The sequence below is a fragment of the Pseudomonas sp. B15(2017) genome, assembly GCF_002113215.1.
Lineage (GTDB): Bacteria > Pseudomonadota > Gammaproteobacteria > Pseudomonadales > Pseudomonadaceae > Aquipseudomonas.
Genome location: NZ_NEJZ01000021.1, coordinates 82,942 through 109,178, shown reverse-complemented (window position 1 = coordinate 109,178; position 26,237 = coordinate 82,942). Strand labels below are relative to the sequence as shown.

The 26,237-nt window shown below is 61.1% G+C and carries 22 protein-coding genes, 6 tRNA genes and 1 pseudogene; 18 read left to right on the top strand and 11 right to left on the bottom strand.

Going from position 1 to position 26,237, the window contains the following annotated elements; translation table 11 throughout:
- Window positions 1–25: 25 nt before the first annotated feature.
- The 6 genes from CAF73_RS26165 (at window position 26) to CAF73_RS26140 (ending at window position 5,987) form a co-directional block, all read left to right on the top strand.
- Entirely contained in the window at window positions 26–1,681 is a 1,656-nt protein-coding gene (locus CAF73_RS26165) for an AMP-binding protein (protein ID WP_085704779.1), read from the top strand.
- A gap of 31 nt (window positions 1,682–1,712) precedes the next feature.
- Window positions 1,713–2,156: a hotdog fold thioesterase gene (locus tag CAF73_RS26160; protein ID WP_025112971.1), complete on the top strand. Its 444-nt coding sequence runs from the start codon at window positions 1,713–1,715 to the stop codon at window positions 2,154–2,156.
- 118 nt (window positions 2,157–2,274) lie between these two features.
- Window positions 2,275–3,081, top strand: coding sequence for an alpha/beta fold hydrolase (locus CAF73_RS26155; protein ID WP_085697030.1), 807 nt, complete (start codon window positions 2,275–2,277; stop codon window positions 3,079–3,081).
- A complete protein-coding gene (locus CAF73_RS26150; RefSeq protein ID WP_085704777.1) occupies window positions 3,078–3,932 on the top strand; it encodes an alpha/beta hydrolase in 855 nt (284 codons plus the stop codon). Before CAF73_RS26155 ends, CAF73_RS26150 begins: the two co-directional genes overlap by 4 nt.
- 127 nt (window positions 3,933–4,059) lie before the next feature.
- Entirely contained in the window at window positions 4,060–4,866 is an 807-nt protein-coding gene (locus tag CAF73_RS26145; protein ID WP_085697028.1) for a DUF4892 domain-containing protein, read from the top strand.
- A gap of 68 nt (window positions 4,867–4,934) precedes the next feature.
- Window positions 4,935–5,987 carry an AI-2E family transporter gene (locus tag CAF73_RS26140; RefSeq protein WP_085697027.1) on the top strand — a complete coding sequence of 351 codons (1,053 nt, stop codon included), beginning with the start codon at window positions 4,935–4,937 and terminating at the stop codon, window positions 5,985–5,987.
- Window positions 5,988–6,220: 233 nt separating this feature from the next.
- Here CAF73_RS26140 and xopAW read toward each other — a convergent pair whose 3' ends face one another.
- The 3 genes from xopAW to CAF73_RS26125 all read right to left on the bottom strand — a co-directional run bounded on the left by xopAW (window position 6,221) and on the right by CAF73_RS26125 (window position 8,777).
- Window positions 6,221–6,856 carry an EF-hand domain-containing protein gene (xopAW, locus tag CAF73_RS26135; protein ID WP_085697026.1) on the bottom strand — a complete coding sequence of 212 codons (636 nt, stop codon included), beginning with the start codon at window positions 6,854–6,856 and terminating at the stop codon, window positions 6,221–6,223.
- 104 nt (window positions 6,857–6,960) lie between these two features.
- A complete protein-coding gene (locus CAF73_RS26130) occupies window positions 6,961–8,016 on the bottom strand; it encodes a cell wall metabolism sensor histidine kinase WalK (protein WP_085697025.1) in 1,056 nt (351 codons plus the stop codon).
- A complete protein-coding gene (locus CAF73_RS26125; protein WP_371917913.1) occupies window positions 8,016–8,777 on the bottom strand; it encodes a response regulator in 762 nt (253 codons plus the stop codon). Before CAF73_RS26125 ends, CAF73_RS26130 begins: the two co-directional genes overlap by 1 nt.
- A gap of 283 nt (window positions 8,778–9,060) precedes the next feature.
- On the opposite strand from CAF73_RS26125, the gene pyrF reads away from it, so the two are divergent.
- Window positions 9,061–9,759 carry an orotidine-5'-phosphate decarboxylase gene (gene pyrF, locus CAF73_RS26120; protein WP_170929700.1) on the top strand — a complete coding sequence of 233 codons (699 nt, stop codon included), beginning with the start codon at window positions 9,061–9,063 and terminating at the stop codon, window positions 9,757–9,759.
- A gap of 51 nt (window positions 9,760–9,810) precedes the next feature.
- Here the strand turns inward: pyrF and CAF73_RS26115 are convergent, their stop codons facing one another.
- Window positions 9,811–10,815, bottom strand: coding sequence for an NADP-dependent oxidoreductase (locus CAF73_RS26115; protein WP_085704775.1), 1,005 nt, complete (start codon window positions 10,813–10,815; stop codon window positions 9,811–9,813).
- Window positions 10,816–11,042: 227 nt separating this feature from the next.
- Between CAF73_RS26115 and CAF73_RS26110 the strand changes: the two genes are divergently transcribed.
- The 4 genes and pseudogenes from CAF73_RS26110 to CAF73_RS30860 all read left to right on the top strand — a co-directional run bounded on the left by CAF73_RS26110 (window position 11,043) and on the right by CAF73_RS30860 (window position 15,472).
- A complete protein-coding gene (locus tag CAF73_RS26110; protein WP_007917441.1) occupies window positions 11,043–11,804 on the top strand; it encodes an SDR family oxidoreductase in 762 nt (253 codons plus the stop codon).
- 194 nt (window positions 11,805–11,998) lie between these two features.
- The gene (locus tag CAF73_RS26105; protein ID WP_085704773.1) at window positions 11,999–13,399 is read left to right on the top strand and encodes a PLP-dependent aminotransferase family protein; all 1,401 of its coding nucleotides are present in this window, start codon (window positions 11,999–12,001) and stop codon (window positions 13,397–13,399) included.
- Between the two features lie 108 nt (window positions 13,400–13,507).
- Window positions 13,508–14,611, top strand: a pseudogene (locus CAF73_RS30865) (HAMP domain-containing protein); the annotation flags it as partial.
- The gene (locus CAF73_RS30860) at window positions 14,591–15,472 is read left to right on the top strand and encodes a methyl-accepting chemotaxis protein (RefSeq protein ID WP_371807389.1); all 882 of its coding nucleotides are present in this window, start codon (window positions 14,591–14,593) and stop codon (window positions 15,470–15,472) included. The pseudogene CAF73_RS30865 and the gene CAF73_RS30860, both read left to right, overlap by 21 nt.
- Window positions 15,473–15,972: 500 nt before the next feature.
- On the opposite strand, the gene CAF73_RS26095 is transcribed toward CAF73_RS30860, so the two are convergent.
- Complete coding sequence (locus CAF73_RS26095; protein ID WP_011335462.1) at window positions 15,973–16,731, bottom strand: hypothetical protein; 759 nt, start codon at window positions 16,729–16,731, stop codon at window positions 15,973–15,975.
- A 389-nt stretch (window positions 16,732–17,120) separates the two neighbouring features.
- Between CAF73_RS26095 and CAF73_RS26090 the strand changes: the two genes are divergently transcribed.
- The 6 genes from CAF73_RS26090 (at window position 17,121) to CAF73_RS26065 (ending at window position 17,745) form a co-directional block, all read left to right on the top strand.
- A tRNA-Glu gene (locus tag CAF73_RS26090) sits at window positions 17,121–17,196 on the top strand.
- Between the two features lie 2 nt (window positions 17,197–17,198).
- Window positions 17,199–17,274, top strand: a tRNA-Gly gene (locus CAF73_RS26085).
- Window positions 17,275–17,378: 104 nt separating this feature from the next.
- Window positions 17,379–17,454 (top strand) — tRNA-Glu (locus CAF73_RS26080).
- Window positions 17,455–17,457: 3 nt separating this feature from the next.
- Window positions 17,458–17,533 (top strand) — tRNA-Gly (locus tag CAF73_RS26075).
- Between the two features lie 58 nt (window positions 17,534–17,591).
- Window positions 17,592–17,667: transfer RNA gene (locus CAF73_RS26070), tRNA-Glu, on the top strand.
- Between the two features lie 2 nt (window positions 17,668–17,669).
- A tRNA-Gly gene (locus tag CAF73_RS26065) sits at window positions 17,670–17,745 on the top strand.
- Between the two features lie 121 nt (window positions 17,746–17,866).
- Here CAF73_RS26065 and CAF73_RS26060 read toward each other — a convergent pair.
- The 4 genes from CAF73_RS26060 to CAF73_RS26045 form a co-directional block, all read right to left on the bottom strand.
- Window positions 17,867–19,606 carry a dipeptidase gene (locus CAF73_RS26060; RefSeq protein ID WP_085704771.1) on the bottom strand — a complete coding sequence of 580 codons (1,740 nt, stop codon included), beginning with the start codon at window positions 19,604–19,606 and terminating at the stop codon, window positions 17,867–17,869.
- 195 nt (window positions 19,607–19,801) lie between these two features.
- Complete coding sequence (locus CAF73_RS26055) at window positions 19,802–20,440, bottom strand: LysE family translocator (RefSeq protein ID WP_085697017.1); 639 nt, start codon at window positions 20,438–20,440, stop codon at window positions 19,802–19,804.
- A 1-nt stretch (window position 20,441) separates the two neighbouring features.
- Window positions 20,442–21,212 carry a 2OG-Fe(II) oxygenase gene (locus tag CAF73_RS26050; protein WP_085704769.1) on the bottom strand — a complete coding sequence of 257 codons (771 nt, stop codon included), beginning with the start codon at window positions 21,210–21,212 and terminating at the stop codon, window positions 20,442–20,444.
- 90 nt (window positions 21,213–21,302) lie between these two features.
- Entirely contained in the window at window positions 21,303–21,929 is a 627-nt protein-coding gene (locus CAF73_RS26045; protein WP_085704767.1) for a hypothetical protein, read from the bottom strand.
- Between the two features lie 90 nt (window positions 21,930–22,019).
- Between CAF73_RS26045 and CAF73_RS26040 the strand changes: the two genes are divergently transcribed.
- On the top strand, window positions 22,020–23,015 hold the full coding sequence (locus CAF73_RS26040) for a LysR family transcriptional regulator (RefSeq protein WP_085704765.1): 996 nt from the start codon (window positions 22,020–22,022) through the stop codon (window positions 23,013–23,015).
- Between the two features lie 57 nt (window positions 23,016–23,072).
- On the opposite strand, the gene CAF73_RS26035 is transcribed toward CAF73_RS26040, so the two are convergent.
- Together CAF73_RS26035 and CAF73_RS26030 are read right to left on the bottom strand one after the other, a co-directional pair.
- Window positions 23,073–23,480, bottom strand: coding sequence for a PA2817 family protein (locus CAF73_RS26035; RefSeq protein ID WP_007950758.1), 408 nt, complete (start codon window positions 23,478–23,480; stop codon window positions 23,073–23,075).
- Window positions 23,481–23,554: 74 nt separating this feature from the next.
- Entirely contained in the window at window positions 23,555–26,002 is a 2,448-nt protein-coding gene (locus CAF73_RS26030; protein ID WP_085704763.1) for an acyl-CoA dehydrogenase, read from the bottom strand.
- Window positions 26,003–26,237 lie beyond the last annotated feature (235 nt).

Genomic DNA, 26,237 nt, shown 5'->3' with positions numbered 1-26,237 from the left:
AGACCAAAAAACAGGAGCGAGTCGAATGTCTTCTGCCTTCCGTTTGCCGCTGGACGTGTTTTATGAACGCGAGGCCCGGCACCCGCGTCAGCGTTTTCTGGTGCAGCCGATCGGCGGCGGGCAGGTCGAAACCCTGACCTGGGCCGACGTTGGCCATCAGGCCCGCTGCGCCGCGCACTGGTTGCGATCCCGGGAGTTGCCGCCAGGCAGCCATATCGCCCTGATCTCGAAAAACTGCGCGCACTGGATCATCGCCGACCTGGCGATCTGGATGGCCGGGCATGTCTCGGTACCGCTCTATCCGAACCTCACCGCCGAATCCGTGAATCAGGTGCTCACCCACTCGGAAAGCGTGCTTGCGTTCATCGGCAAGCTTGATGACTGGCCGGGCATGTCAGCGGGTGTACCGGCCGGTCTGACAACAGTCAGCCTGCCGCTGCATCCGCCGGGCACGTTCGATTTCAACTGGGACGATGTGCAGCGCAGCTCGCCGATCCAAGACGATCCGCGTCCCGCCGCCGAGCAATTGGCGACGATCATTTACACCTCCGGCACCACCGGCCTGCCCAAGGGTGTGATGCACAGCTTTGCCAACCTCGGGTTCGCGACGACGCGCGGCACGCAGCTGTTCGGTCTCAATGAGAACGACCGGCTGCTGTCGTATCTGCCGCTGTGTCATGTTGCCGAGCGGATGTTCGTCGAACTGGCGTCGATCTATACCGGGCAGACGGTGTTTTTCGCCGAGAGCCTCGATACCTTCCTCGCCGATCTCAAGCGGGCGCGGCCGACGGCGATGTTCGGTGTGCCGCGGATCTGGACCAAATTCCAGATGGGCGTCTACAGCAAGATCCCGGCGAAACGCCTGGACTTCCTGCTCGACCTGCCCTTGATCGGCAAGCGGGTCGGCCACAAGGTGTTGGCGGGGTTGGGGCTGGATGCGTTGCGCGTGGCGTTGTCCGGTGCGGCGCCGGTGCCGCTGACCTTGTTGCGCTGGTATCAGAAACTCGGGCTCGACGTGCTGGAGGTCTACGGTATGACCGAAAGCTGCGGTTATTCGCACATCTGCCTGCCGGGGCAATACAAGGAAGGCTGGATCGGTCGGCCGTGTCCTGACGTGGAAGTGCGTATCGATGAGTCCGGCGAAGTGCAGGTGCGCAGCCAGGCGAACATGCTCGGCTATTTCAGGGAGCCGCAGAAAACCGCCGAAACCCTCACCGAAGGCGGTTTCCTGCGCACCGGCGACAAAGGCGAACAGGACGCCGAAGGGCGTTTGCGCCTGACCGGGCGGCTCAAGGAAATCTTCAAGACCAGCAAGGGCAAATACGTCGCTCCGGCGCCGATCGAAAATCGGCTGGCGGTGCATTCGCGGATCGAACAGGTCTGCGTGGTCGGCGATGGCCTGAGTGCGCCGCTGGGGTTGTGCGTACTCTCGGCCGTGGGCCGGCAAGAGCCCCGCGCACCGCTGCATTCGAGCCTGGAAAAACTGCTGGAGGAAGTCAACGCCGTACTCGACAAGCACGAGCGCCTGCGCCGGCTGGTGGTGGTCAAGGACAGTTGGGCGGTGGAGAACGGCTTTCTCACGCCGACCCTGAAAATCAAACGCAACATCATCGAAGACACCTACGGAGCACGTTTCGAAGAATGGAGCGAGCGCAGTGAGACGGTGCTGTGGCAGGATTGAGCGTCGATCAAAACAACAAAGGAAGCCTGCGATGACCTTGTGGCGCACCACTCCGAACATCGAGCAGTTGAACGCAATCCAGAAAAACACCATCGGCGAAGTGCTGGACATTCGCTTCGAGTCCTTCGACGAGGAGTCGCTGACGGCCAGCATGGTCATCGACCATCGCACCCATCAGCCTTACGGCCTGCTGCACGGTGGCGCCTCGGTGGTGCTGGCCGAGACCGTCGGCTCGATGGCCAGCTACCTGTGCATCGATGCCAGCAAGTTCTATTGCGTGGGGCTGGAAATCAACGCCAACCACTTGCGTGGCCTGCGCAGCGGTCGGGTGACGGCGGTGGCCAGACCGATTCACATTGGCCGCACCACCCATGTCTGGGACATCCGCCTGACCAGCGATGAAGGCAAGGCCAGTTGTGTGTCGCGTCTGACCATGGCGGTGGTGCCGCTGGGAGAACAACCGCCGGCGCGTTGATGGCTCAAGCGTCATAGCCCTGACCGGACTGTCATCATTCCTGGCAGTTACGGTCATTGCTGTAGGACGTGGTCTTACGGACAATCAACGCCTGTTTTCCGCTCATGGATTTGCCGGTATGTCGCAACCGATCTTCTTCGCCCACGCCAACGGTTTCCCTTCGGGTACCTACGGCAAACTGTTCGCGGCGCTGGCGCCCGAGTACCGGGTCGCGCATCTGGAACAACACGCCCATGACCCGCGTTTCCCGGCGGGTGACAACTGGTACCACCTGGTCGACGAACTCATCCATCATCTTCAACAGCAAGATGAACCGGTGTGGGGCGTGGGCCATTCCTTCGGCGGCATGCTGCATTTGCACGCCGCACTGCGTTGCCCGGAACTGTATCGGGGTGTGGTGATGCTCGACTCGCCGGTGCTGACCCGCACCGATCAATGGGTGATCCGCGCCGCCAAACGCTTTGGTTTCATCGACAAACTGACCCCGGCCGGCCGCACGTTGGGGCGCCGCGAAGAGTTTGCCGATCTGGACAGCGCCCGTGGTTATTTCGCCGGCAAGACCTTGTTCCGCAGCTTTGATCCGGAATGCTTCGATGCTTATCTGCAGCACGGTCTGCACAAGGTCGGCGACAAGCTGCGCCTGCGCTTCGATCCTGCGACCGAGATCAGCATTTATCGCGGCGTGCCGCACACCAGTCCTGCTCATACCCGGCAATTGAAGGTGCCGCTGGCAGTGGTGCGTGGACACAAGAGCCGGGTGGTGATGAACCATCACACCCGGTTTGTCGGGCGTCTGCCTCAGGGCGAGGCGCTGACCGTGCCCGGTGGGCACATGTTTCCCCTTGAACGCCCGCAGGATACGGCGTTGCTGCTGAAAAGCCTGTTCACCCGATGGGAAGGTCGCCAGCAAAAGGATTGCGCATGAACCCCGCCGTCGAAGAAGTGCGCCTGAGCCTGCCGCATATCGAACTGGCGGCGCACCTGTTCGGCCCGGAAGACGGGTTGCCGGTGATCGCCCTGCACGGCTGGCTGGACAACGCCAACAGCTTCGCGCGCCTGGCGCCCAAGCTTAAAGGCCTGCGCATCGTGGCACTGGACATGGCCGGTCACGGGCACTCCGGGCATCGCCCGATTGGTGCCGGTTACGCACTTTGGGATTACGCCCATGACGTGCTGCAGGTGGCCGAGCAACTGGGCTGGAAACGTTTCGGCCTGCTCGGGCATTCCATGGGCGCGATCGTTTCGCTGGTGCTGGCCGGCTCGTTGCCCGAACGCATCACCCATCTGGCGCTGATCGACGGGGTGATTCCTCCTACCGACAAAGGCGAAAATGCCGCCGAGCGCATGGGCATGGCCTTACAGGCACAGCTCGATCTTCGGGAAAAGCGCAAACCGGTCTACAACACCCTCGACCGGGCCATCGAAGCACGGATGAAAGGGCTGGTGGCGGTCAGTCGCGAAGCCGCCGAACTGCTGGCGCAACGCGGCCTGATGCCGGTGCCCGGCGGTTACACCTGGCGCACCGACAACCGCCTGACCTTGCCGTCGCCGTTGCGTCTGACCCAGGAACAGGCGATGGCGTTCGTGCAGCGCATTGCCTGTCCCGCGCAATTGGTGGTCGCCGCCGACGGCATGCTGGCCCGACATCCGGAGCTGCTGGAGCGTCTACCCTTTGACCGGGAGCAGCTGCCGGGCGGGCATCACCTGCACCTGAACGATGAGGCCGGGGCCGAGCTTGTCGCAGACTGTTTCAATCGGTTCTTCGCCATTCCTTGACTTGCTCCCGGCAACTGTCGAGGCTGGGCGGGTTGAAATGGGAGACAACCAAGATGGATTTCTACACCGCTGCGACTTCGAACTGCCCTCAAGGCACCCAGGCCATGTCCCTGCGATGAGCCTGTCCATGCGATCTATCAGTCTGCTGGCGCTGTGCTGTTTCAGTCCCTTTCCATTCGCTGCCGACCTGCCGGGCAGTCAGGATCTGCCGATCGTGCCGCGTGTGGCCGATGCGCAGATCGTCGACTATCGCCCTGCCGCAGAGCTGGAGCGGATCTACCCGCTCGGCTCGATCCGCAAGATCAGCGGCCAGTTGCGTTTCGACGGTCAGGTCAGCGCCCGGGGGCAAACCACCTCGGTGACCTACGAGTTGCCGCCGGAACATTCCGCCACCGAAGCTTTCACTCTCGCTCGCGAAGCCCTGCAAAAGCAGGATGCCCAACTGTTGTTCTGGTGCCAGGCCCGGGATTGCGGCGAGAGCAGCCTGTGGGCCAACGAGGTGTTCGGCAACGCCAAACTGTACGGTGCCGACGAGCAGCAGGCCTATCTGCTGCTGAGGCTCGCGGCGCCGCGCGACAACACGCTGGTGGCGCTTTACAGCATCACTCGCGGCAATCGCAAAGCCTATCTGCACGTTGAACAGTTCCAGGCGCTGGCACCGCTCGGTGACCTGCTGCCGACCTCGGCCACGCTGCTGCGGGAGTTGAAAAGCACTGGCGAACTGGATTTTCCGAAGCTGGTTGGCGATCCGGATGATACCTGGCTGCGTTTGCTGTCCCGTGGTCTGAACCTCGACACCACCTTGCGGGTCACGGTGTCCGGGCCGAAAGCCGAGGCCTGGCGGCAGGCGTTGATCGGGCAGGGCGTGCGTGCCGCGCGAATGGAAACCGGCAGTGTCGATGGCGAAGGTCTGCGCATCGATCTGTTGCGGTAGGTGTATCGGGCGGGCACGCGCCGCGTGTTCGCCTACTCTTTGGATGAATGTTTTTTTCGAGACCTCGCATGCTCAATAACGATCGCCTGTTGGTGCAGATCCTGTTGCTGGTGCTGTTCGGCGCCAGCCTGTGGGTGATGGCGCCGTTCTGGTCGGCGCTGTTCTGGGGCGCGGTGCTGGCGTTTGCCAGTTGGCCGCTGATGCGTCTGCTGACCCGCTGGCTCAGTGGCCGGGAATCCCTCGCGGCCCTGTTGCTGACCATGGGCTGGATGTTGCTGGTGGCGGGGCCGCTGGTGTGGCTCGGCTTTAACCTGGCCGATCACGTGCGTGATGCCACGGCGTTCATCAAGGATGTGCAGGTCGATGGATTGCCCGAGGCACCGAGCTGGCTGGGCGGCGTGCCGCTGGTGGGTGAACGGCTGGTGGGAATCTGGAACAGCATCGATCAGCAGGGCGCGGCCCTGATGGTGACGGTCAAACCTTATCTGGGGCAGGTCGGCAACTGGTTGCTGGCGCGCAGTGCGCAGATCGGCAGCGGAATTCTCGAGCTGACCCTGAGCATTGTTTTCGTGTTCTTTTTCTACCGTGACGGACCGCGATTGGCGGCGTTCGTGCACAGTCTGCTGCAGCGCCTTATCGGTGATCGGGCCGGTTACTACATCGATCTGGTGGCCGGTACGGTGCAGCGGGTGGTCAACGGGGTGATCGGTACGGCGGCGGCACAAGCGATACTGGCGCTGATCGGGTTCCTGATTGCCGGGGTGCCGGGGGCGCTGGTGCTGGGGATCGTGACGTTCCTGCTCAGTCTGATTCCGATGGGGCCGCCGCTGGTATGGATTCCGGCCACGGCGTGGCTGGCCTGGAAGGGTGAGTACGGAATGGCGGTGTTTCTCGGGATCTGGGGGACGTTCGTCATCAGTGGCGTGGATAACGTGCTCAAACCGTATCTGATCAGCCGTGGCGGGAATCTGCCGTTGGTGATTGTGTTGCTTGGGGTGTTTGGCGGGTTGATTGCATTTGGCTTTATCGGCTTGTTTATCGGGCCTACGCTTTTGGCGGTCGCTTATAGTTTGTTGACGGATTGGAGCAAGAGTCAGGCTCGGGTCGACGATCGGCGTTGATGGTGAGCCTTGGCGGCCGTTCACTCGCCCCGGCGTTCGGCCCTCGCTGGCTCGGGTTCCTTCGCTCCGACGTCCCTCCGGGGGGCATCGACGTTGTCGATGAGTCCGGCTTCGCCAAACGGCACTGCGTGCCAATCCCCGGATGAACACCTCCACTCAGCCTTCCGAAGGGGCGGGCGGATCAAGATCAAGAGCGCTGTCGAGCTGACGCTCATCCTGTTTTTTGGATTACCTCACGTCGCCACATTCAAATACTTGCCCACCGATGCGGTGTTTTCGAGCGAGTACTGCTTGCTCAGGTTGGCGATCATGCGGTTCAGCGCTTCGGTAGTGGTTTGGTTACTGCTGGCGGTTTCTTCGTCGCTTGGGTGTTCGCGAGCTGCATGCAGTGCAGCTTTCAGTTCGTCGCTGCTGACGCCACCGCTGCTGTCGCTGTCCAGCACCTTGAGCAGGGCGGCAGCGGTGTCGGTGTTGTTCGAGGCGGTGCTGTCGCTGACCTGCAACGCGCTGTTCAGTTCGGTGGCGGTCACCGTGCCGTCGCCGTCAGCATCGAGTTGGCTGAACAGTTCGTCGCTGGAGGCTTGAGGGGGCGGTGGTGGCGGTGGGGCCATGGCGGTCATTTCTTCGGCGCTGAGGCTGCCGCTGGCGTCGCTGTCCAGATCGCCGAATTGTTGGTTCAGGCTGACCAGCAGGCCGTCGTTGGACTGTTGCGACAGGGCGCTGCCCAGTTCGTCCTGATCCACCGCGCCGTCGCCGTTGCTGTCGAGTTTGGCGAACAGTTCCTTTTGCAGTTGCTGGCTGCGGGCGTTTTGCGTGGAGGTGCTGCTGGTGCTGGTATAGCTCGTGTAGTTGCTGACGCTACCGATCATCGGGCTCACTCCTTGGACTGGAAAACCGGTGGGTGTACCGGCTTATGCAGCCTCCAGTCGCAACGTGTCGTGGGTATGTGAGGTTTGTACCGGTCGGTACACAGTCAGGCGCAGTGGCGAGGCAGTTGGATCACGGCGGTCAGGCCGCCGCCGGGTGTTTCTGCCAGGGTCAGTTGTCCGCCCTGGCGCTGCGCCGCTTCCCGGGCGATGGTCATGCCCAGGCCGACGCCGCCGGAGTTGCGGTTGCGTGAGCCTTCGAGGCGGAAGAACGGTTCGAATACGGCTTCACGCTTGTCCGCCGCGATGCCCGGGCCATGGTCGATGACGTGGATCAGCAATTGTTCGCGCTGGTCTTGCAGTTCGATGAGCGCGTGGCCGGCATAGCGCAGGGCGTTGTCCATCAGGTTGTTGATGCATGAGCGCAGTGCCATCGGCTGCACCTGCAAGGGTGCGCAATGGCCGCTGACCTGCACGTCCGCGCCTTGATCCTGGGCGTTTTCGCAGAGGGATTCGACCAGCGCCTGCACGTCCATCAGTTGCAAGGCTTCGCTGGTGCGCTGTTCGTGCAGGTAGGTGAGGGTGGCGTCGAGCATGCCGATCATGTCGTCCAGGTCCTGGCGCATCTGGCCTTGCAGTTTGTCGTCGTTGATGTTTTCCAGGCGCAGTTTCAGCCGCGACAGCGGGGTGCGCAGGTCGTGAGAGACGGCGCCGAGCATCCGCGCCCGCTGCTGCACCTGTTCGCGGATGCGCTGCTGCATCAAGTTGAACGTGTGCGCAGCCTGCCGTGCTTCCCGGGGGCCGGTTTCGTCCAGCGGCGGGCTGTCGAGGTCTTCACTCAGGCGTTCGGCTGCATCGCTCAGGCGCTGGATAGGCCGGGTCAGCAGTTTGGCGCCGTACCAGGCGGCGATGATCAGCGAGATGAACTGAAAAGTCAGCGGCACGATCGGCCCGCCGAACCAGGGGCGCGGCGGGCGGGGCGGGTAGCGCGGATCCTGTGGCGGCTGTTTGCTGTCGAGGCTTTCCGAGAACTCCGGCGGCGGTGGCGGTGGTGGCGGGCCGTAGAGGCGGAACCAGGCGAAGGCCAGCAAATGCGCCAGGACGATCGCCACCAACAGCACGCCGAACAGGCGGCCGAACAGCGTGTCGAAGCGCGCCCGCATCAGCCGATGTCTCGTGCGTCGAACAGGTAGCCTTCACCGCGTACGGTCTTGATCAGTTGCGGGGCTTTGGGGTCATCGCCGAGTTTTTGCCGCAGACGCGAGACCAGCAGGTCGATACTGCGGTCGAAGGCTTCGATCGAGCGACCTCGGGCAGCGTCCAGCAACTGTTCGCGGCTGAGGACCCGGCGCGGACGTTCGATGAACACCCAGAGCAGGCGGAATTCGGCGTTGGACAGCGGCACCACCAGACCATCGTCAGCGATGAGCTGGCGCAGGACGCTGTTCAGGCGCCAGTTGTCGAAGCGGATGTTCGCACGCTGTTCGGTGCGGTCGTCGCGTACCCGACGCAGAATCGTCTGGATCCGCGCCACCAGTTCCCGAGGTTCGAACGGCTTGGCCATGTAGTCATCGGCACCCAGTTCCAGGCCGATGATCCGGTCGGTGGGTTCGCAGCGGGCGGTGAGCATCAGGATCGGGATGTCCGACTCCGCGCGCAGCCAGCGGCACAGCGACAAACCGTCTTCGCCGGGCAGCATCAGGTCGAGCACCACCACGTCGAAGTGTTCGGCCTGCATCGCCTGGCGCATCGCCGCTCCGTCGGTGACGCCGCTGGCGTGAATGTTGAAGCGGGCCAGGTAGTCGATCATCAGTTCGCGGATCGGCACGTCATCGTCGACGATCAGGGCACGAATGTTCCAGCGCTTGTCGTCTTTCTGCTCGTCGTTAACGGAGACTTGGGAGTTGTGCATGAGGCTGTTCATCTGCCAGTAGGCCGCCAACCACAAAGATAGGCTGCGAGGTTGTGGTTTCAGCATAGGCGTCCGGCCGTGAGGCGGGAAGGGCTGCTGTAAGGACTTGTTGCGGCTGGCGAGGCTAGCGCGGGCGCATGTTGCCGGCGTGTCGGTTGTGTATCGGCTTCGACACAATATCCTGCAGGGCTATGCTGATCACGGTTGGCGCGACGATTTACCGATCATCGGGTGCCGCGCCGTCGCCGGTTCCGCTACAATGCGCGCCGATTTCGACTTGCCTGAGAGCCCACCCATGTCCGCCTGCCAGACTCCTATCATCGTCGCCCTGGATTTCCCCACCCGTGACGCCGCACTGAAGCTGGCCGACCAGTTGGACCCGAAGCTGTGCCGGGTCAAAGTGGGCAAGGAATTGTTCACCAGTTGCGCGGCGGAAATCGTCGGCACCCTGCGTGACAAGGGTTTTGAAGTATTCCTGGACCTGAAATTCCACGACATTCCCAACACCACGGCGATGGCGGTCAAGGCCGCTGCCGAGATGGGCGTGTGGATGGTCAACGTTCACTGCTCCGGTGGCCTGCGCATGATGGCGGCCTGCCGTGAAGAGCTGGACAAGCGCAGCGGCCCGCAGCCATTGCTGATCGGCGTGACCGTGCTGACCAGCATGGAACGTGAGGATCTGGCCGGTATCGGTCTGGACATCGAGCCGCAGGAGCAGGTGCTGCGTCTGGCGGCACTGGCCGAGAAGGCCGGGATGGACGGTCTGGTGTGCTCGGCGCTGGAAGCCACTGCGCTGAAAACCGCGCACCCGTCGCTGCAACTGGTGACCCCGGGGATTCGCCCGGCGGGCAGCGCCCAGGACGATCAGCGTCGCATCCTGACTCCACGTCAGGCCCTGGATGCGGGTTCCGACTATCTGGTTATCGGCCGTCCGATCAGCCAGGCGGCAGATCCGGCCAAGGCACTGGCCTCGGTGGTTGCGCAACTGGCCTGAGCGAACAGCTGAAGCATCAAGAAGGGAGCCCAATGGCTCCCTTCCTTGTTTTCAGACCTTCAACACCAGCTTGCCGAAGTTCTCACCGCTGAACAGTTTGCCCAGGGTTTCCGGGAAGGTTTCCAGGCCTTCGACAATGTCTTCCTTGCTCTTGAGCTGACCCTTGGCCATCCAGCCGGCCATCTCCTGGGCGGCGCTGGCGTATTGTGCGGCGTAGTCCATCACCACGAAGCCTTCCATCCGCGCGCGATTGACCAGCAGCGACAGGTAGTTGGCCGGGCCTTTGACCGCTTCCTTGTTGTTGTACTGGCTGATGGCGCCGCAGATCACCACGCGTGCTTTCAGGTTGATACGGCTGAGCACGGCGTCGAGGATGTCGCCGCCGACATTGTCGAAATACACGTCCACGCCTTTCGGGCATTCGCGTTTAAGGCCGGCCAACACGTCTTCGCTCTTGTAGTCGATGGCGCCGTCGAAGCCCAGTTCATCGACCAGAAACTTGCACTTGTCGGCGCCGCCGGCAATCCCGACCACCCGGCAACCCTTGATCTTGGCAATCTGCCCGGCAATGCTGCCGACCGCGCCCGCTGCGCCGGACAACACCACGGTGTCGCCGGCCTTCGGTGCGCCGACATCGAGCAGGGCGAAGTAGGCGGTCATGCCGGTCATGCCCAATGCGGACAGGTAAACCGGCAGCGGTGCCAGTTTCGGATCGACCTTGTAGAAACCTCTTGGCTCGCCGAGGAAATAATCCTGCACGCCAATGGCACCGTTGACGTAGTCGCCAACGGCAAACCCCGGATTGTTTGACGCGATGACTTTGCCTACGCCCAAGGCGCGCATGACTTCGCCCAGACCCACCGGCGGAATGTAGGACTTGCCTTCATTCATCCAGCCGCGCATGGCCGGGTCGAGGGACAGGTATTCGTTCTTGACCAGAATCTGCCCCGCCGCCGGTTCGCCGACCGGTACTTCCTGATAGGTGAAGGTCTCGCGGGTGGCGGCGCCCACCGGGCGTTTGGCGAGCAGGAACTGGCGATTGGTCTGGTTGGTCATGACAGGCACTCGAAATGAATGAAGCCTTGTTGATAGACCTTCATGCGCGATGTCGCAAGGTTGGCTCACGGGGCGAATGCAGGCCGATCCAGTACGGTGATAGTCCCCGGCGGGGTTTCATCACTGCGATTCATGCAAGCCTAACCGGCCTTTTGATAGTGCTGACGTCACTCAGGCCCCTGTGGCTATGCTGCCTTCATCAATCCCCCGCATTCGAGGACATAACAATGAGCATGACGTTTTCCGGTCAGGTAGCCGTGGTCACCGGCGCGGCCAACGGCATCGGCCGCGCGACGGCCCAGGCATTCGCCGCCGAAGGTCTGAAAGTGGTGGTGGCCGATCTGGATGCGGCCGGGGGCGAGGGCACCGTGGCGCTGATTCGTACAGCCGGCGGCGAAGCGACTTTCGTGCGCTGCAACGTGACCGTCGAAAGCGAAGTGAAAAATCTGATGGACGAGGTGATCAATACCTACGGCCGTCTCGACTATGCCTTCAACAACGCCGGGATCGAGATCGAGAAGGGCAAACTGGCCGAAGGCTCGATGGATGAGTTCGATGCGATCATGGGCGTCAACGTCAAGGGCGTCTGGCTGTGCATGAAGTATCAGCTGCCGTTGCTGCTGGCCCAGGGCGGCGGGGCGATCGTTAACACTGCGTCGGTGGCTGGGCTGGGCGCTGCGCCGAAGATGAGCATCTACGCGGCTTCCAAGCATGCGGTGATCGGCCTGACCAAGTCCGCCGCCATCGAGTACGCCAAGAAGAAAATCCGCGTCAACGCCGTTTGCCCGGCGGTGATCGATACCGACATGTTCCGCCGCGCCTATGAGGCAGATCCGAAGAAAGGCGAATTCGCCAACGCGATGCACCCGGTCGGGCGCATCGGCAAGGTCGAGGAAATTGCCAGCGCCGTGCTGTACCTGTGCAGCGATGGTGCGGCCTTTACCACCGGCCATTCGCTGGCCGTGGATGGCGGCGTGACCGCCTTCTAAGGCGACATTGACTGATGCTTGAAAGAATCCGCCCTTCGGCGGATTTTTTTTACTTGGGGAGCGGTTCCGTGAATCCGCTAAACAATGTGTATCAAATGGTGAGAACGGAGGCTTTTGGCGGTTTTGTCGCACAGCCTGAAGGGCGCGGCTGTGATTAACTGCCGCCAGCAAAATGGACAGGAGTTTGCGTGCTCATGGAATTGAGAATTGACCGACTGGCAATGGTGCCGGTCGTACAGCAGATTGTTGACGGATTGATCGAGTGGATCATGCAGGGGCAGCTGCCGCCGATGACGCGTCTGCCCTCCGTGCGAGAGATCGCGCGGTGCAATCTGCTCAGCCAGTCCTGTGTCATGGAGGCTTGCGAGCGGCTGGTGGCGCAAGGGGTTCTGGCCTCGCGTCAGGGCTCGGGTTTCATGGTGGCGGCTTCGTTGCCCGGTTGCTGCAAGGCAATCGATGGCTCAGGGTGCGAGAGGGAGCGCAACGGGGGCGATCCGGCCTCCGGCTGGCGCAGCGGTTTGACGCTGGGAAGTGGCGTGCTGCCGGAGAGTTGGCGCGAGCCCGACGATCTCGGTTATGCGATCCGCGAGGTAACACGGGCCGACATGGCCAGCCTGTTCAACTACAGCACGCCACTGGGCCTGCCGGCGTTGCGCGAGCAGATCGTCAAGCGCCTGGGATTGCTGAGTATCGAGGCTGTCGAGGGGCAGGTGATGACCACCGCTGGCGCCAGCCACGGGCTGGATCTGATCGTGCGCACGTTGTTCAAGGCCGGCGATTGTGTCGTGGTCGAAACTCCCGGTTATGCGCCACTGTTCGATCTCCTGCGCTTGCATGGCGTGCGCATGCTGGAGGTTCGCCGCACGCCGGTCGGTCCGGATGTCGAGGCGCTCGAGGCGTTGCTGCGGCAGTTTCGGCCCACCGCGATGTTCATCAACAGTCATCACCACAATCCTACGGGCAGTTGCCTGTTGCCGGCGGTCGCTCGACGCATCCTCGAATTGAGCAGAATCCATGACCTGCGGCTGATAGAAGATGATGTCTACGCCGACCTGCACAATGGCAGTGGCACTCGCCTGGCTGCGCTGGATGACGAGGGGCGAGTGATTTACCTCGGCAGCTTTTCCAAGACCCTGAGCAGCTCGCTGCGAGTGGGTTTCGTGCTGGCCGATGGTGAGCTGATCGAGCGGATGGCGCGGGTCAAGATGATCAGTTGCATGGGCACCTCGAGGTTCTCTGAGGCGGTGCTGGCCGGGATGCTGGCCAGCGGCGCCTATCGCAAACTGGTGCAGCGCCAGCGTCAGCGCCTCAATACCGATCGTGTGGCGGCCTTGCAGGCCCTGGAAGATGCTGACTGGGAAGTGTTCGGCAAACCCTCGGGCGGGCTGTTCATCTGGGCGCGCGCGCCACGGGCTGGTGAGCAGCATTTGCGCAGGCAAGCGTCGCGCTGCGGGGTGCAGTTGTCTTGTGCAACCTCGTTCAGCCCCAGTGGCGAAGCCTGCGACTGGCAGCGCATCAATGTGGCTTACGCCTGTGATCCACGGGCGCGACAGTTTTTTCGAAGCACGACCGTGGATCGACCTCAAGCGTTCTGAAAACGACGCGTGCGTAGCTTTTTGCCATTATTCCGACGCCAGAGACTTGTGCTGCTTCAAGGCCGTTGCGAATCTTCGGTAACAGACTATGGCAGGGGACTACGCGCAATGATTTCGGCCGTGCAAGGACGTTTTGCCAACCTCGGTATGGCGAAAAAACTGGGTATCGGGTTTGTGCTGGTGTTGTTGCTGACTGCTCTGGTGGCGGCCATTGGCGTCTGGTCACTGCAAACCATCAGTCATCGCTTCGACGGGCTCAAGCAGATGTCATCGCTCAACAGTGGCCTGCTCAAGGTGCGGCTGCTGGAGCAGGATTACGCCTTGCACGGCAATCCGAAAACCGTCGATGCCTTGCACGAGGGTGTCGATGGCCTGATCGCCATGGCCGACCAACTCAAGATTTTGTCGCCGGGCAACGAGTCGGTCATGAGCGACGTTCAACAGTCATTGGGCGCATACCGCAAGGCGTTCGATGAATTCGTCTCGTTGTCCCAGGCCAAGGACCTGGCGCTGGAAATGGCCAGTTGGTCGGTGTCCAGCGTCGCCAACAATCTTGATGTGTTGCAGGCCGGTCTGGCCGACGACGGTGCGTACACGCTGAAAGACAGCGAGGGCAAGGACGGGGCGCAGTTCATCGAGCAGGCTGGGCAGGTCAGCCAGGTCTCACGCTTGATGTTGCAGGCGATGAACGAAGCGCGGGTACGCCTGGATCAAAGCCGCAAGGGTGATGACAGTGCCGGCCAGGGCAATATCGAACAGGCCGCGCAGGCTCAGGCCCAGGCTGAACAGCTCAAAACCACGGTCAAGGACGAAGGCTATCTGACGGTGCTCAATGAGGTCTCCGGACACATTGCCGGTTTCAGTGAAAAGCTTGCCGAGTACACCGGGTTGCTGGCCCAGGAAAAGACCGTCTATCAGCAGTTGCATCAGCGGGCCGACGAAGTCGTGGCGCGGGTCGATCAGGCGTATGTCGCGCAAGACAGCGCGATGCAGGGCGAACTGAAAAAGAATTCGGTGCTGATCATTGGCTCATCGGCGCTGGCGTTGCTGGTCGGGCTGATCGCGGCGTGGGTGATCACCCGCCTGATCGTGGCGCCGTTGCGCAGCGTGATTCACGTGGCGCAACAGATTGCTGCCGGTGATCTGAGTGCAACGATCGAGGTCTCCCGCCGCGACGAAATCGGCCAGTTGATGCTGGCCATGCAGCAGATGGGCGCGGGTTTGAGCACGATTGTCAGCGGATTGCAGGCGGGGATCGAGCAACTGGCCAGTTCGGCACAATCGCTGTCTGCGGTGACCGAACAGACCAACCTTGAGGTCAGCAGCCAGAAAGAGGAAACCGAACAGGTCGCCACGGCGATGAATCAGATGACCGCCACCGTACACGATGTGGCGCGCAATGCAGAAGAGGCGGCGCTTGCGGCGCAGACTGCTGACGGCAAGGTCGAAAGTGGCCAGCAGGTGGTGCGCCAGAGCATGGCGCGGATTGAGCAGTTGGCGGATTCGGCGACGTCGGCCAGTTCGAGCATCGAAAGCCTCAGTGCGGAAATCCAGAATATCGGCACGGTGCTTGAGGTGATCAAGAGTGTTGCCGAGCAGACTAACCTGCTGGCGCTCAACGCGGCGATCGAGGCAGCGCGGGCGGGTGAGCAGGGCAGGGGCTTTGCGGTGGTCGCCGATGAAGTGCGGGCGCTGGCTCGGCGCACTCAGCAGTCGACCGAGGAGATCGAGCGGCTGGTCAGTGCCTTGCGTTCGGCGGCGCATTCATCGGTGCAGCAGATTCAGAGCAGCGGCGAGCTGGTGAAGCTGGCGGTGAGTGATGCGTTGCAGACCGAGAGTGCGTTGGGGAGTATTGCGGCGGCGGTTTCGTTGATTCAGCAGATGAACCAGCAGATTGCGGCGGCGGCCGAGGAGCAGAGTTCGGTGGCGGAGGAGATCAATCGCAGTGTGACGAGTATTCGGGCGAGTGCGGATCAGTCTTCGATTGCCATGCGGGGGAATGCGGCTTCGAGTGTTGAGCTGGCGCAGTTGGGGAGTGAGCTCAAGGGGATGGTGGGGCATTTTCGGCTTTGACCTTGGCGGCCTTCGGGCCGACCAGGTTCCCGTTTTATTGCGTTTATATCCGTTTCTGCGGGTGCTGCTGCTGGCGGTTTCGCCCTTACGGCGAGTCACTTTTTTCAAACGCCAAAAAAGTAACCAAAAACGCTGGGCCCCGGCGTTCGGCACCTCGCTTTGGCTCGGTGTTCCTTCGTTACGGGATTCATCCGGGGGCATCGCCTACGGTTTGCTTCGCTGCACCTCCTCTCGATGCATGCGGCTTCGCCGCACGGTCGCTGCGCTCCCACCCCCGGATAAATCCCTCCACTCAGCCGGCCGATGGGGCCGGTACGTCAAAAGCCTTACTCGAGCTAACGCTCATCGTGGTGAGGAGTGGGTGCGGCTGCTTTTGCTTTCTGTGGGAATGAGCTTGCTCGCGAATGCTGTTTGCCAGTCGGCTGAGGGCTTTCTGGTTTACTCCTGAACTTAAGCCAACAAAAAAGCCACCTCTCGGTGGCTTCTCTCTTTGACTGGACTCAGTCGTAGATCACTTTCTTCTTCCAGTCCGCGTCAGCCTCGACATCTTTGAGGCCGGCGGTCAGTTGGTTTTCTTCGCCTTCGACCGGGGCGATTTTGTCCATGACCTGGGCGTTGGCGCGGGCCAGGAGTTTTTCCAGGTATTGGAGTTGTTCGGCGTAGATTTGCGGGTCCTGCTGTTTGCGCAGGTATTGCACGCCGCGTTCGAAGGCGAGGCGGGCCTGGCCTGGCTGGTTTTGCTGGAGGGCGTGCTGGCCGAGGTTGTTGAAGAACTCGATGTGCAGCAGGACGAGGATGTGGCGTACTTCGCGGATCCAGTGTTTGGCTTCGTTCGGTGGCAGGAAGCCGTCCTGGGCGGCGCGGGTGATCTGACCGTGGAGGGCTTCGAGGAGGAAGCGAACGTCTTTGGCCTTGGCTTCGGTCTGGATCGGGGCCGGCGGGTTGTTGACCGGGATCGATTCGCCCTGGGCGACGAGGGCGCTCAGTTCGGTGATGCGGGCCTTGGTGGTGGCGCTGGTTTTTTCCAGGTTCAGCAGGCGCTGGCAGACATTCAGCTCAAGGCGGGTCAGCAGCAGCTTGAGGGCCGGGGTCATGAACTGGCCGGGGAAGGTTTCGGTCAGTTCGCCGCAGCGGCGCAGGCGGTCGTTGAGTTCGACCTTGGTGCGGGCCTTCTCCAGTTTGGTGTTTTCCACCACATGGTTCATGTAGCCAATGGCGATCAAGATTGCGATCCCGGCTATGACTAGCAGGGTGATCATGAGTGGTGTCACCGGTAAGACCTCTTTATAGGGTTCGCGTGCGAGTGTAGTGGCTTGGCATGGAGGAGCCTAGCGCCGCTCGACGGGTTTGGATCGGCGAAGCTGTTATCTGTATCGGCCAGGGAGCCGCTTATATAAATGCTGGCCCTTGGGGTGCAGATTGCCATCACCTTTGCGGTGGACTATAACGCCTTGGCGAGTGTCGGAATATAGGCGTCAATCGTCGGGCGACGCAAAAGCCGGAAACGGCCGGTAAAGCAGGTCGAAGTCATTGATTTAAATAAATTTATATCTGGGGGTTGACGACCTTTCAATCCATCCATAGAATGCGCGCCACTTGCAGCGTAAAGCACACAGCGAAACGCAGCAGGGAGTGAATGTTGTAGTGTGTCCCCTTCGTCTAGTGGCCTAGGACACCGCCCTTTCACGGCGGTAACAGGGGTTCGAGTCCCCTAGGGGACGCCAATGCGGGAATAGCTCAGTTGGTAGAGCACGACCTTGCCAAGGTCGGGGTCGCGAGTTCGAGTCTCGTTTCCCGCTCCAATTTTAAACAGCGACGCTTAACGGCGGTGCTGAGTGAAACCAGAACCCAATCTTCGGAGGCGGATCTGGACACCGAAACACACACCATGTGTTCCGGGTAGCGTGTCCCCTTCGTCTAGTGGCCTAGGACACCGCCCTTTCACGGCGGTAACAGGGGTTCGAGTCCCCTAGGGGACGCCATTTGCGGGAATAGCTCAGTTGGTAGAGCACGACCTTGCCAAGGTCGGGGTCGCGAGTTCGAGTCTCGTTTCCCGCTCCAAATTCAAAAAGCGCCGCTTTGCAAAGAGCGGCGTTTTTATTAGTGAAAGTTGTAGCCTGTCCCCTTCGTCTAGTGGCCTAGGACACCGCCCTTTCACGGCGGTAACAGGGGTTCGAGTCCCCTAGGGGACGCCATTGCGGGAATAGCTCAGTTGGTAGAGCACGACCTTGCCAAGGTCGGGGTCGCGAGTTCGAGTCTCGTTTCCCGCTCCAAATTCACAAAAACGCCGCTCAGTGATGAGCGGCGTTTTTGTTTGTGCGTTTTTTGTCACGCAGTAAAAAAGACCGCGAGGTCTTTTTGTGGGCCTGCCAACGGGGCAGGCCCGAAACGCCATCAGAGCTTCGGCAGTTGCCCGATACGCCCCATCATCTCCGTGACGATCTGCAGGTCCAGCAAGAACTGGTCAACGGTCTTGAATTCGCCATCGGTGTGACCGGTGTACTTGACCTCCGGTCGTGCCAGGCCGAATTGCACGCCGTTCGGCAGTTCATGCACCGAGGTGGCGCCGGCCGAGGTGCCGAACTCGTGTTTCATGCCCAGGTTTTCGGTGGCCACGGCCAACAGTGCCTTGACCCACTCGCCTTCAGGGTTGCGGTACATCGGTTCGGCGATCGAATAGTCGAAGTTCACCGCGACATGGTTTTTCTTGCTCCAGGCTGCCAGTTTGTCGGCGATTTCGGTCTTGAGCACTTCCGGCGACTTGCCCTTCGGCACGCGCAGGTTGACCGCGAGTTTGAAGGTTTTGTCGTCCATGCCGACGTAGGTCAGCGACGTGGTCAACGGGCCCATGAAGTCATCGGCGAAACCGACGCCCAACTTGCCACCCTTGTAATCCAGACCCCAATTGTCAGCGGCGTAGTGCGCAGCGTCGGTGATGTGGTTGTGCTTGAACGCAATCTTGCCGTCCACGCTGTGAATGAAGTCGAGCATACGGGCAACCGGGTTGACCCCGGATTCCGGTTCGGATGAGTGCGCGGAAACACCGGTGACGGTGAGTTTGACGTCTTTGCCATCGACCTTGGCGTTCACTTCGAAATCGCCGCCATTTTGCTTGGCATATTCAGTGCCGGCCTTTTGCAGGCTGGCCGCCAGTTCGGCGGGTTTGTCGGTCACCAGCGTGACGGCGGAAACAGACGGAATCTGGTTGGTTGCCATGCCTCCGGTCATCGAGACCAGCTCCGCGCCTTTGCCCTCGGCTTTGCGCTTGGCGAACTTGGCCATGACCGTGCCGTAACCTTTCTCGGCAATCACCACCGGGTAGCCACCGTCCAGTGCCAGGTTGTACTCCGGCGTCGGGTTGCGTTCGAAGTAGTAGGGAATCGCGTCGCCGGTGGTTTCTTCGGTGGTGTCCACCAGCAGTTTGAAATTGCGCGCCAGCGGCAGCTTTTCTTCCTTGATCACCTTCATGGCATACAGCGTCACGACGATGCCGTTTTTATCGTCCTCGGTGCCACGGCCGTACATGCGGTCGCCGATCAGCGTGACCTTGAACGGATCAAGTTTGGTGCCGTCCTTAAGCACCCAGTTCTCCGGTGTTACCGGCACCACGTCGGCGTGCGCATGAATGCCCACGACTTCCTTGCCGCTGCCGTCGAGGGAGATTTCGTAAACGCGGTTGTCGATGTTGCGATAGTTCAGGCCGAAAGACTCCGCCAGATCCTTGATCTTGCCGGCGATCTTGATGAATTCGGGGTTGTCGTGCTGATCGACACCGTCCTTGCGGAAGGTCGGGATTTCCACCAGTTCGCGCAGGGTTTCCAGAGCGGCTTTGCCGTACTTTACGCGGGTGTAGAGGCCGAGCAGGCGATGGATCTCATTCTGTTGTTCGGCGGTCAGCGTCTTGTTGTCGAGGAAGGCGCTGATGGCGGGACGCAGATCGTCGGTCTTGCTCAGGTCGTTCTTGGCCAGATCGCCGAGAAACGCTCTGAAATCACTGACTTTTGCCTCATTGAATGTCTTGAGGATGGTCGCGCTCTGCTGCTCGGTCAGGTTGGCGTGGGCTGGCAGTGTGACGGACGAAAGGCTGGCCAGAATCAGCGTCGAGGCGGCCAGTTGCTTGAGTGAAAAGTCCATTGCTAAGGGCATTCCTTTGCAGGCGGTGAGTAGGAAGTGTCTGATCGATGCGTCAGACGGTTTCGCAAACTAACACCACCCGCGAGTGATAGGGGAGCCCCCGAAGTGGGACGCGTCGCACAGAAATGCAAAAGCGGCGCAGAATCGAAAAAGCCCGCCCAATCTGTCTGGGTCGGGCTTCTCCGATCAATGTGCTTACATCGACAGCACCAGACGCCCGGCAAACAGGATCAGAATCACCCCCATGCTGCGCTCGAACCAGTGGCCCATGCGCATGAACAGCACGCGCACTTTGCTGCTGGAAAAGAACAGCGCGACGATCACGAACCACAACGCATTCACCCCGCACATCCACAACCCGTACAGGGCCTGGATTTGCAGCGGCGTGCTGGCGCTGATGATCGTGGTGAAGATCGCCAGGAAAAACAGCGTGGCCTTGGGGTTGGTGGCGTTGGTCAGGAAACCGGTGGAGAACGCCTTGAACAGCGATTGCTCGACCAGCGGTTCGTCGCTGGCTTTTTCGCCTTCCATTGTCGTCTTGGGTTTGCTGCGGATCAGGCTGATGCCCAAGTAAAGAATGTAAGCGCCGCCGACCACTTTGGCGACGGTCAGCAGCCAGGGCGTGGTGTGCATCAAGGCGCCGACGCCCAGCAGGGTGTACAGAACGTGCACGGAAATTCCCGCGCCGATGCCCAATGCCGTGCAGATGCCGACCAGTCGGCCGAAACGCACACTCTGGCGGATGGTCACGGCGAAGTCCGGGCCGGGAGCGACCACGGCCAGAAAGTGGATGGTGGCCAGTGCCAGAAACTCGCCCAGGTAATTCGATGTCATTTCAGCTCCAGAAAGTCAGGGGTGATGCATTGCCGCGATAGCCGACAAAAAACGATAGGCTCAGGCGCGGATCGTCTACGCCCGGCGTCACCGAGTGCATGCGACGCGAATTGAACATGATGAAATCCCCCGGTTCCGGGCGTACTTCGAGGGCGGGCGGGCCGAGCAGCGCAGGGTCGATGCCGTAGCTGTCGCCGCGCATTTCGTCGAAACGGTCTGGCGAGATGTCGTCTTCCCACATCTGCAATGCGCCGCCTTCAGTCGGCATGTTGAGGTAGACGTTGCAGGCGAACTGCGCCTCCAGACTGCGAGCCTGGAAACTCTCCGGCGCATCCTTGGCGAATATGTCGTGGTGGGCGAGGAAGCACACGCCCGGTTTCACTACCCGGGACAGGCCAACGTACATCTTGCGCCCATAGAGGTTCTCCAGATGGGCGCCTGCGGGCCAGGATTCATCGAGCATGCAGCGCAGGGTGTCGACCGGCGACGAGTAGGGCGCGCAACGGTTACGCAGTTCGGCGATGTTGCTGGTGGCGCGCTCGAAATAATCTTCGATCAGCAGCGGCTGGTTTTCCGCCTCGTAGAACGCCATGCCGATCCGGCCGATGCTGGGCGCGTTGATGTAACCCTCGAAGCCAGGGGCGAGGATCTTGTCACCAATCTGGATCGCCTGCGCGTGGGGCAGAAAGCCTTTGACGCGGATGGCGAGGACTTCTTCGTTGGCCAGTTTTTTTATGCACGTCTCATCGAGACGCTCGACGTCAAGCATCATGGTTTCAGGTCCATCTATCGAATAGTCAACGGAACCGGCGAACGCGGTTCCCCCGGCGCCGGACGCTGCATCTGGCAGCGCCCGAAATCCTCAATCCACGCTGTAGTGGACGGACAACGTGCCTTTCTTCTGCGAAAGGGACGCGATCGTGACTGTGCCCAGATCCTTCAGGCTGCGTACATGGGTGCCGCCGCAGCCATAGGCTGGCAGTTCACCGAAACCGATTTCCCGCGCGCCTTCGCGCAGGGATGTCAGGCGTGGCAGATCGTGTTCGATCCACTGGCCGATGCCGAACTGAACAATTTGTGCATCGACTTCCTGGGCCGAATCTCCAGGTTTGAATTGCACCCGGCCCTCGTCCGGCCAGTGGTGGGCCTTGACCGGCATCCAGCCCAGGGCCTGGACAAAGTGGCCGATCAGATGCCCGGCAGAGTGCATGCGGGTATTAAAGCGGCGGCGTTCTTCGTCGACACGAATCTGGGTCATGCCCAGCGGCACCGGTTGATTGATGAAATGAATGATTCGGTCCGCTTCCTGGACGACCCGCAGCACTTGGCTGTCGCCAATCCAGCCGGTATCACAGGGTTGGCCACCACCCTGAGGATGAAAAAGCGTGGCGCGCAACACAACGGCGAATTCGTTCTCGTGGGGCGTGCAGTCGAGGACTTCCACATTGGCCTTGAGGTCATCACTATGGAAAAAGAGGCGAAGCGTCATATTCCATGCCCTTATTAAAGTTTCTTTTTTAATTATATGAATCGTGCAATAACGTGATAATCCGTTCAAACATCAAAGGACTGTTGCGCTGTGAGCATAAATCTTCCCCTGCCGCTGCTCGGTGAAATGGCGATTTTCGTCAAGGTCGTCGAGACCGGCAGCTTCTCCGAAGCCGCTCGCCAATTGGGCTCATCGCCGTCGGCGGTCAGCCGCAGTATTTCCCGGCTGGAGAAGGCACTGGCCACGCGGCTGCTCCAACGCACCACGCGCAAACTGCGCTTGAGTGATGGCGGGGAAGAGGTGTTCAAGCGCTGTCAGGAAATGGTCAGTGCAGCGAAGTCGGTGATGGAGATCAGCGGCCAGTTCAACCACGAAGCCGAAGGGCTGGTGCGGGTCAGCGTGCCGAAAGCGGTGGGGCGTTTCGTGATTCATCCGCACATGCCGGAGTTTTTGCGGCGCTATCCGAAAGTCGATGTGGAGTTGTTGCTCGAAGACCGCCAGGTGGATCTGATCGACGACCATGTCGATCTGGCCATTCGCATCACGGATCGTCCACCGGCCGGACTGGTCGGACGACAACTGCTGACCATCGATCATTTGCTCTGCGCGACACCGCAATACCTGGCTGAACGCGGGACGCCGACTCATCCCCACGACTTGCTCAACCACAGTTGCATCTATCTGGGCGAAACTCCGAGCGATGCGCGCTGGAAATTCAAGAAATGCACGAAAGCCGTCACCGTCGGCGTGCGCGGCCGGTATGCCGCCAATCACACTGGCGTGCGCCTGGGCGCGGTGTTGCAGCACATCGGTATTGGCAGCCTGCCGTATTTCACTGCGCGTTATGCACTGGAGCAGGGGCTGATCGTACAGGTGTTGCCGGATTGGACATTCCTGGCGTCCTACCACGGCGGATTGTGGTTGCTGCACTCGCCGACGCGCTATTTGCCGCCGAAGCTGCGGGTGTTCATCGACTATCTGGTGGAGTGCCTGGGGAAAGAGCCGACCCTGAGCAAACCGGGAAAGTCTGGCGGAACAAAACCTTTGGCCGAGTACGAATTGCCCGAGAGTGAAGGGTTGCTTTGACCCCATGAAAAAGGCCCGCATGGATCACCATGCGGGCCTTTTTTTATCAGGCAAAAATCAGTGCTTGCTGTCCTGGGCGGACATCGCCAGCAGCTGTTTTTCCTGGTTCCAGTCGAACGGTTCGTCGTTCTGTTCGGCTTCGTAGCGGCGTTCTTCCAGCGCCTGATACATGTCGATTTCTTCGTCGGACAGGTAGTGCAGGCAGTCGCCGGCGAAGAACCACAGCAGATCCCGCGGGATCAGGTGGGCAATTTGCGGGTAACGGGTAATCACCTGAGTCAGGATGTCCTGGCCCAGGTATTGGCTTTCGATCGGCTCGATCGGCAGTGAAGCCAGCAGTTCGTCGAAACGCTCCAGGAACAGGGCATGGCTTTCTTCGGGAACCTGATCGGCCTCACCTACGGCGACCAGGATGCTGCGCAGGTGGTCGAGCAAAACCAGATGATCGGCAACGACGTTGGACACGAGATAAGTCCTCAAGAGCAAAACGGGCGCGGGAGTATAAAGCCCCTGCGCCCGTTTTTCACTGATTGAAGGGATCAGCGGATTTTGCCTTCCGCGGGTTTCAGCTCCTCTTTGTCGAAATCATCGACATCGATCACCTTGCGCCGCGCCGCTTCGGCATCACGCAGGGACTGGGCTTCCACGGCCTGCAACACCCCGGCCTCCAGTGCTGCATCGATGACGTGTTCGCCGGCTACCGGTTTGACCTGACCGCTCTTGAGTGAAGTGTGCAATTTTTTGTGCAGTGGTTGCGCAGCGTTCAACTGATCGAAGGCGTGTTGCAGCGCACCGACCGCATCGTCTGCCGATTGCGGGCGATAGCAGCCGGCAAGCAGTTCTTCCAGCGCCGGATCGCCCTTGGCCCGGCCGATGACCGCAGCGACTTCTGCACCGAGTCTGTCCGACGGCCCTTTGTGACGGCGACCGAACGGGAACACGATCACCCGCAGCAGGCAGCCGAAGACCCGGTTCGGGAAGTTGGTCAGCAATTCGTCCAGCGCCTTTTCCGACTGGCCGAGGCTTTCTTCCATGGCCCATCTGAACAACGGTTCCATGTACGCCGGGGAGTCGAGATCGTGATAACGCTTGAGCGCTGCCGAGGCCAGATAGAGGTTGCTCAGCACATCACCCAGTCGTGCCGACAGACGTTCGCGGCGTTTCAGCTCGCCACCCAACAGCATCATGCTCAGGTCGGCAAGCATGGCAAACGCGGCGGCCTGTCGGTTGAGGGCGCGGAAGTAACCCTGGCTGAGTCTGTCTCCCGGCGCATGTTCGAAATGGCCGAAACCAAGGTTCAGCACCAGTGTGCTGGCGGCGTTGCTTACGGCAAACCCGATGTGCTTGAGCAACAGGCCATCGAATTCCTTGAGCGCCTGATCCTTGTCCTCGCGTCCGGCGAGGGCCATTTCCTTGAGCACGAACGGATGGCAGCGGATCGCGCCCTGGCCGAAGATCATCAGGTTGCGCGAAAGAATGTTCGCGCCTTCCACGGTGATGAAGATCGGTGCGCCGTTCCAGCTGCGGCCCAGATAATTGTTCGGGCCCATGATGATCGCTTTACCGCCGTGCACGTCCATGGCGTGGCTGATGCACTCGCGACCGCGTTCGGTGAGGTGGTACTTGAGAATCGCCGACAGCACCGACGGCTTCTCGCCCAGATCCACCGCATTGGCAGTCAGCATCCGCGCAGCATCCATCATCCACGCGTTGCCGCCGATCCGCGCCATGGCCTCCTGAATGCCTTCGAACGCTGACAGCGGCACGTTGAACTGCTCGCGAATCTGCGCGTATTGCCCGGTCACCAGACTGGTGAACTTGGCCGCGCCGGTGCCGACTGCCGGCAGCGAGATCGAACGCCCGACCGACAGGCAGTTCATCAGCATCATCCAGCCTTTGCCGAGCATTTCCTGGCCGCCGATGAGGAACTCCAGCGGGATGAACACGTCCTTGCCGGAGTTCGGTCCGTTCATGAACGCAGCGCCCAGAGGCAGGTGGCGACGGCCGATTTCCACGCCGGGGGTGTCGGTCGGGATCAGCGCGAGACTGATGCCCAGGTCTTCCTTGTCGCCGAGCAGGTGATCCGGGTCATAGGCCTTGAAGGCCAGGCCGAGCAAGGTCGCGACCGGGCCGAGGGTGATGTAGCGTTTTTCCCAGTTCAGGCGCAGGCCGAGGGTTTCCTGGCCCTCCCATTCGCCCTTGCAGACGATCCCGGTGTCGGGCATGGCGCCGGCGTCGGAGCCGGCGAGCGGGCCGGTCAGCGCAAAGCACGGGATGTCGTCGCCTCGGGCCAGTCGTGGCAAGTAATGATTGCGCTGTTCGTCGGTGCCGTAGTGCAGCAGCAGTTCGGCCGGGCCGAGGGAGTTGGGCACCATCACGGTGGAGGCAAGGTCGCCGCTGCGGGTCGCCAGTTTCATCGCCACCTGGGAGTGAGCGTAGGCGGAGAAACCCTTGCCGCCGAACTCCTTGGGAATGATCAGGGCGAAGAATCCGTGTTCCTTGATGTGCGTCCAGGCTTCTGGCGGCAGGTCCATCGACTGGCCGATCTGCCAGTCGGTGACCATGGCGCAAAGCTCTTCGGTCGGGCCGTCGATGAACGCTTGTTCTTCGTCGCTCAGTTGCGCTTTTGGATAGGACAGCAGCTTGTCCCAGTCCGGGCGCCCGCTGAACAGTTCGCCGTCCCACCACACCGTGCCGGCATCGATCGCGTCGCGTTCGGTCTGCGACATCGGGGGCAGGGTTTTCTGGAACCAGCTGAACAGCGGCGCGGTGAAGTGTTTGCGGCGCAGGTCAGGTAACAGCAGCGGGGCAGCAACCAGGGCCAGCACGATCCAGAAAATCAGCAACAGCCAGCCCGGCGCGTGGCTGAAAATCCCCATCGCCAACAGGTAAGCGGCAACGATGCCCAGTGCAGGCAGCGGGGCGATGCGCCGGTGGGCCAGATACGCCACGCCGACGATCAGAACCAGTATCCACAACAACAGCATATTTAATCCTCCGTGAACCAGGGCGAACCGACCCTCCAGAGCTTAGACGGCATCTGCAAAACGGGGCGGTCAGAGCAAGGTGATTGAAATCGTGGGAAACCCCGGATGTCTTTTGTAGGTTCGGTGGGCAACACGCGTGGGAAATCGTTCGCAGCTTCCGCGTCTTTGCGTGCATGTTTGGCCGAAACGTCGTTATCTCTGTGCTGAACCTCTCGCTAGACTCGAGGCTCAATCA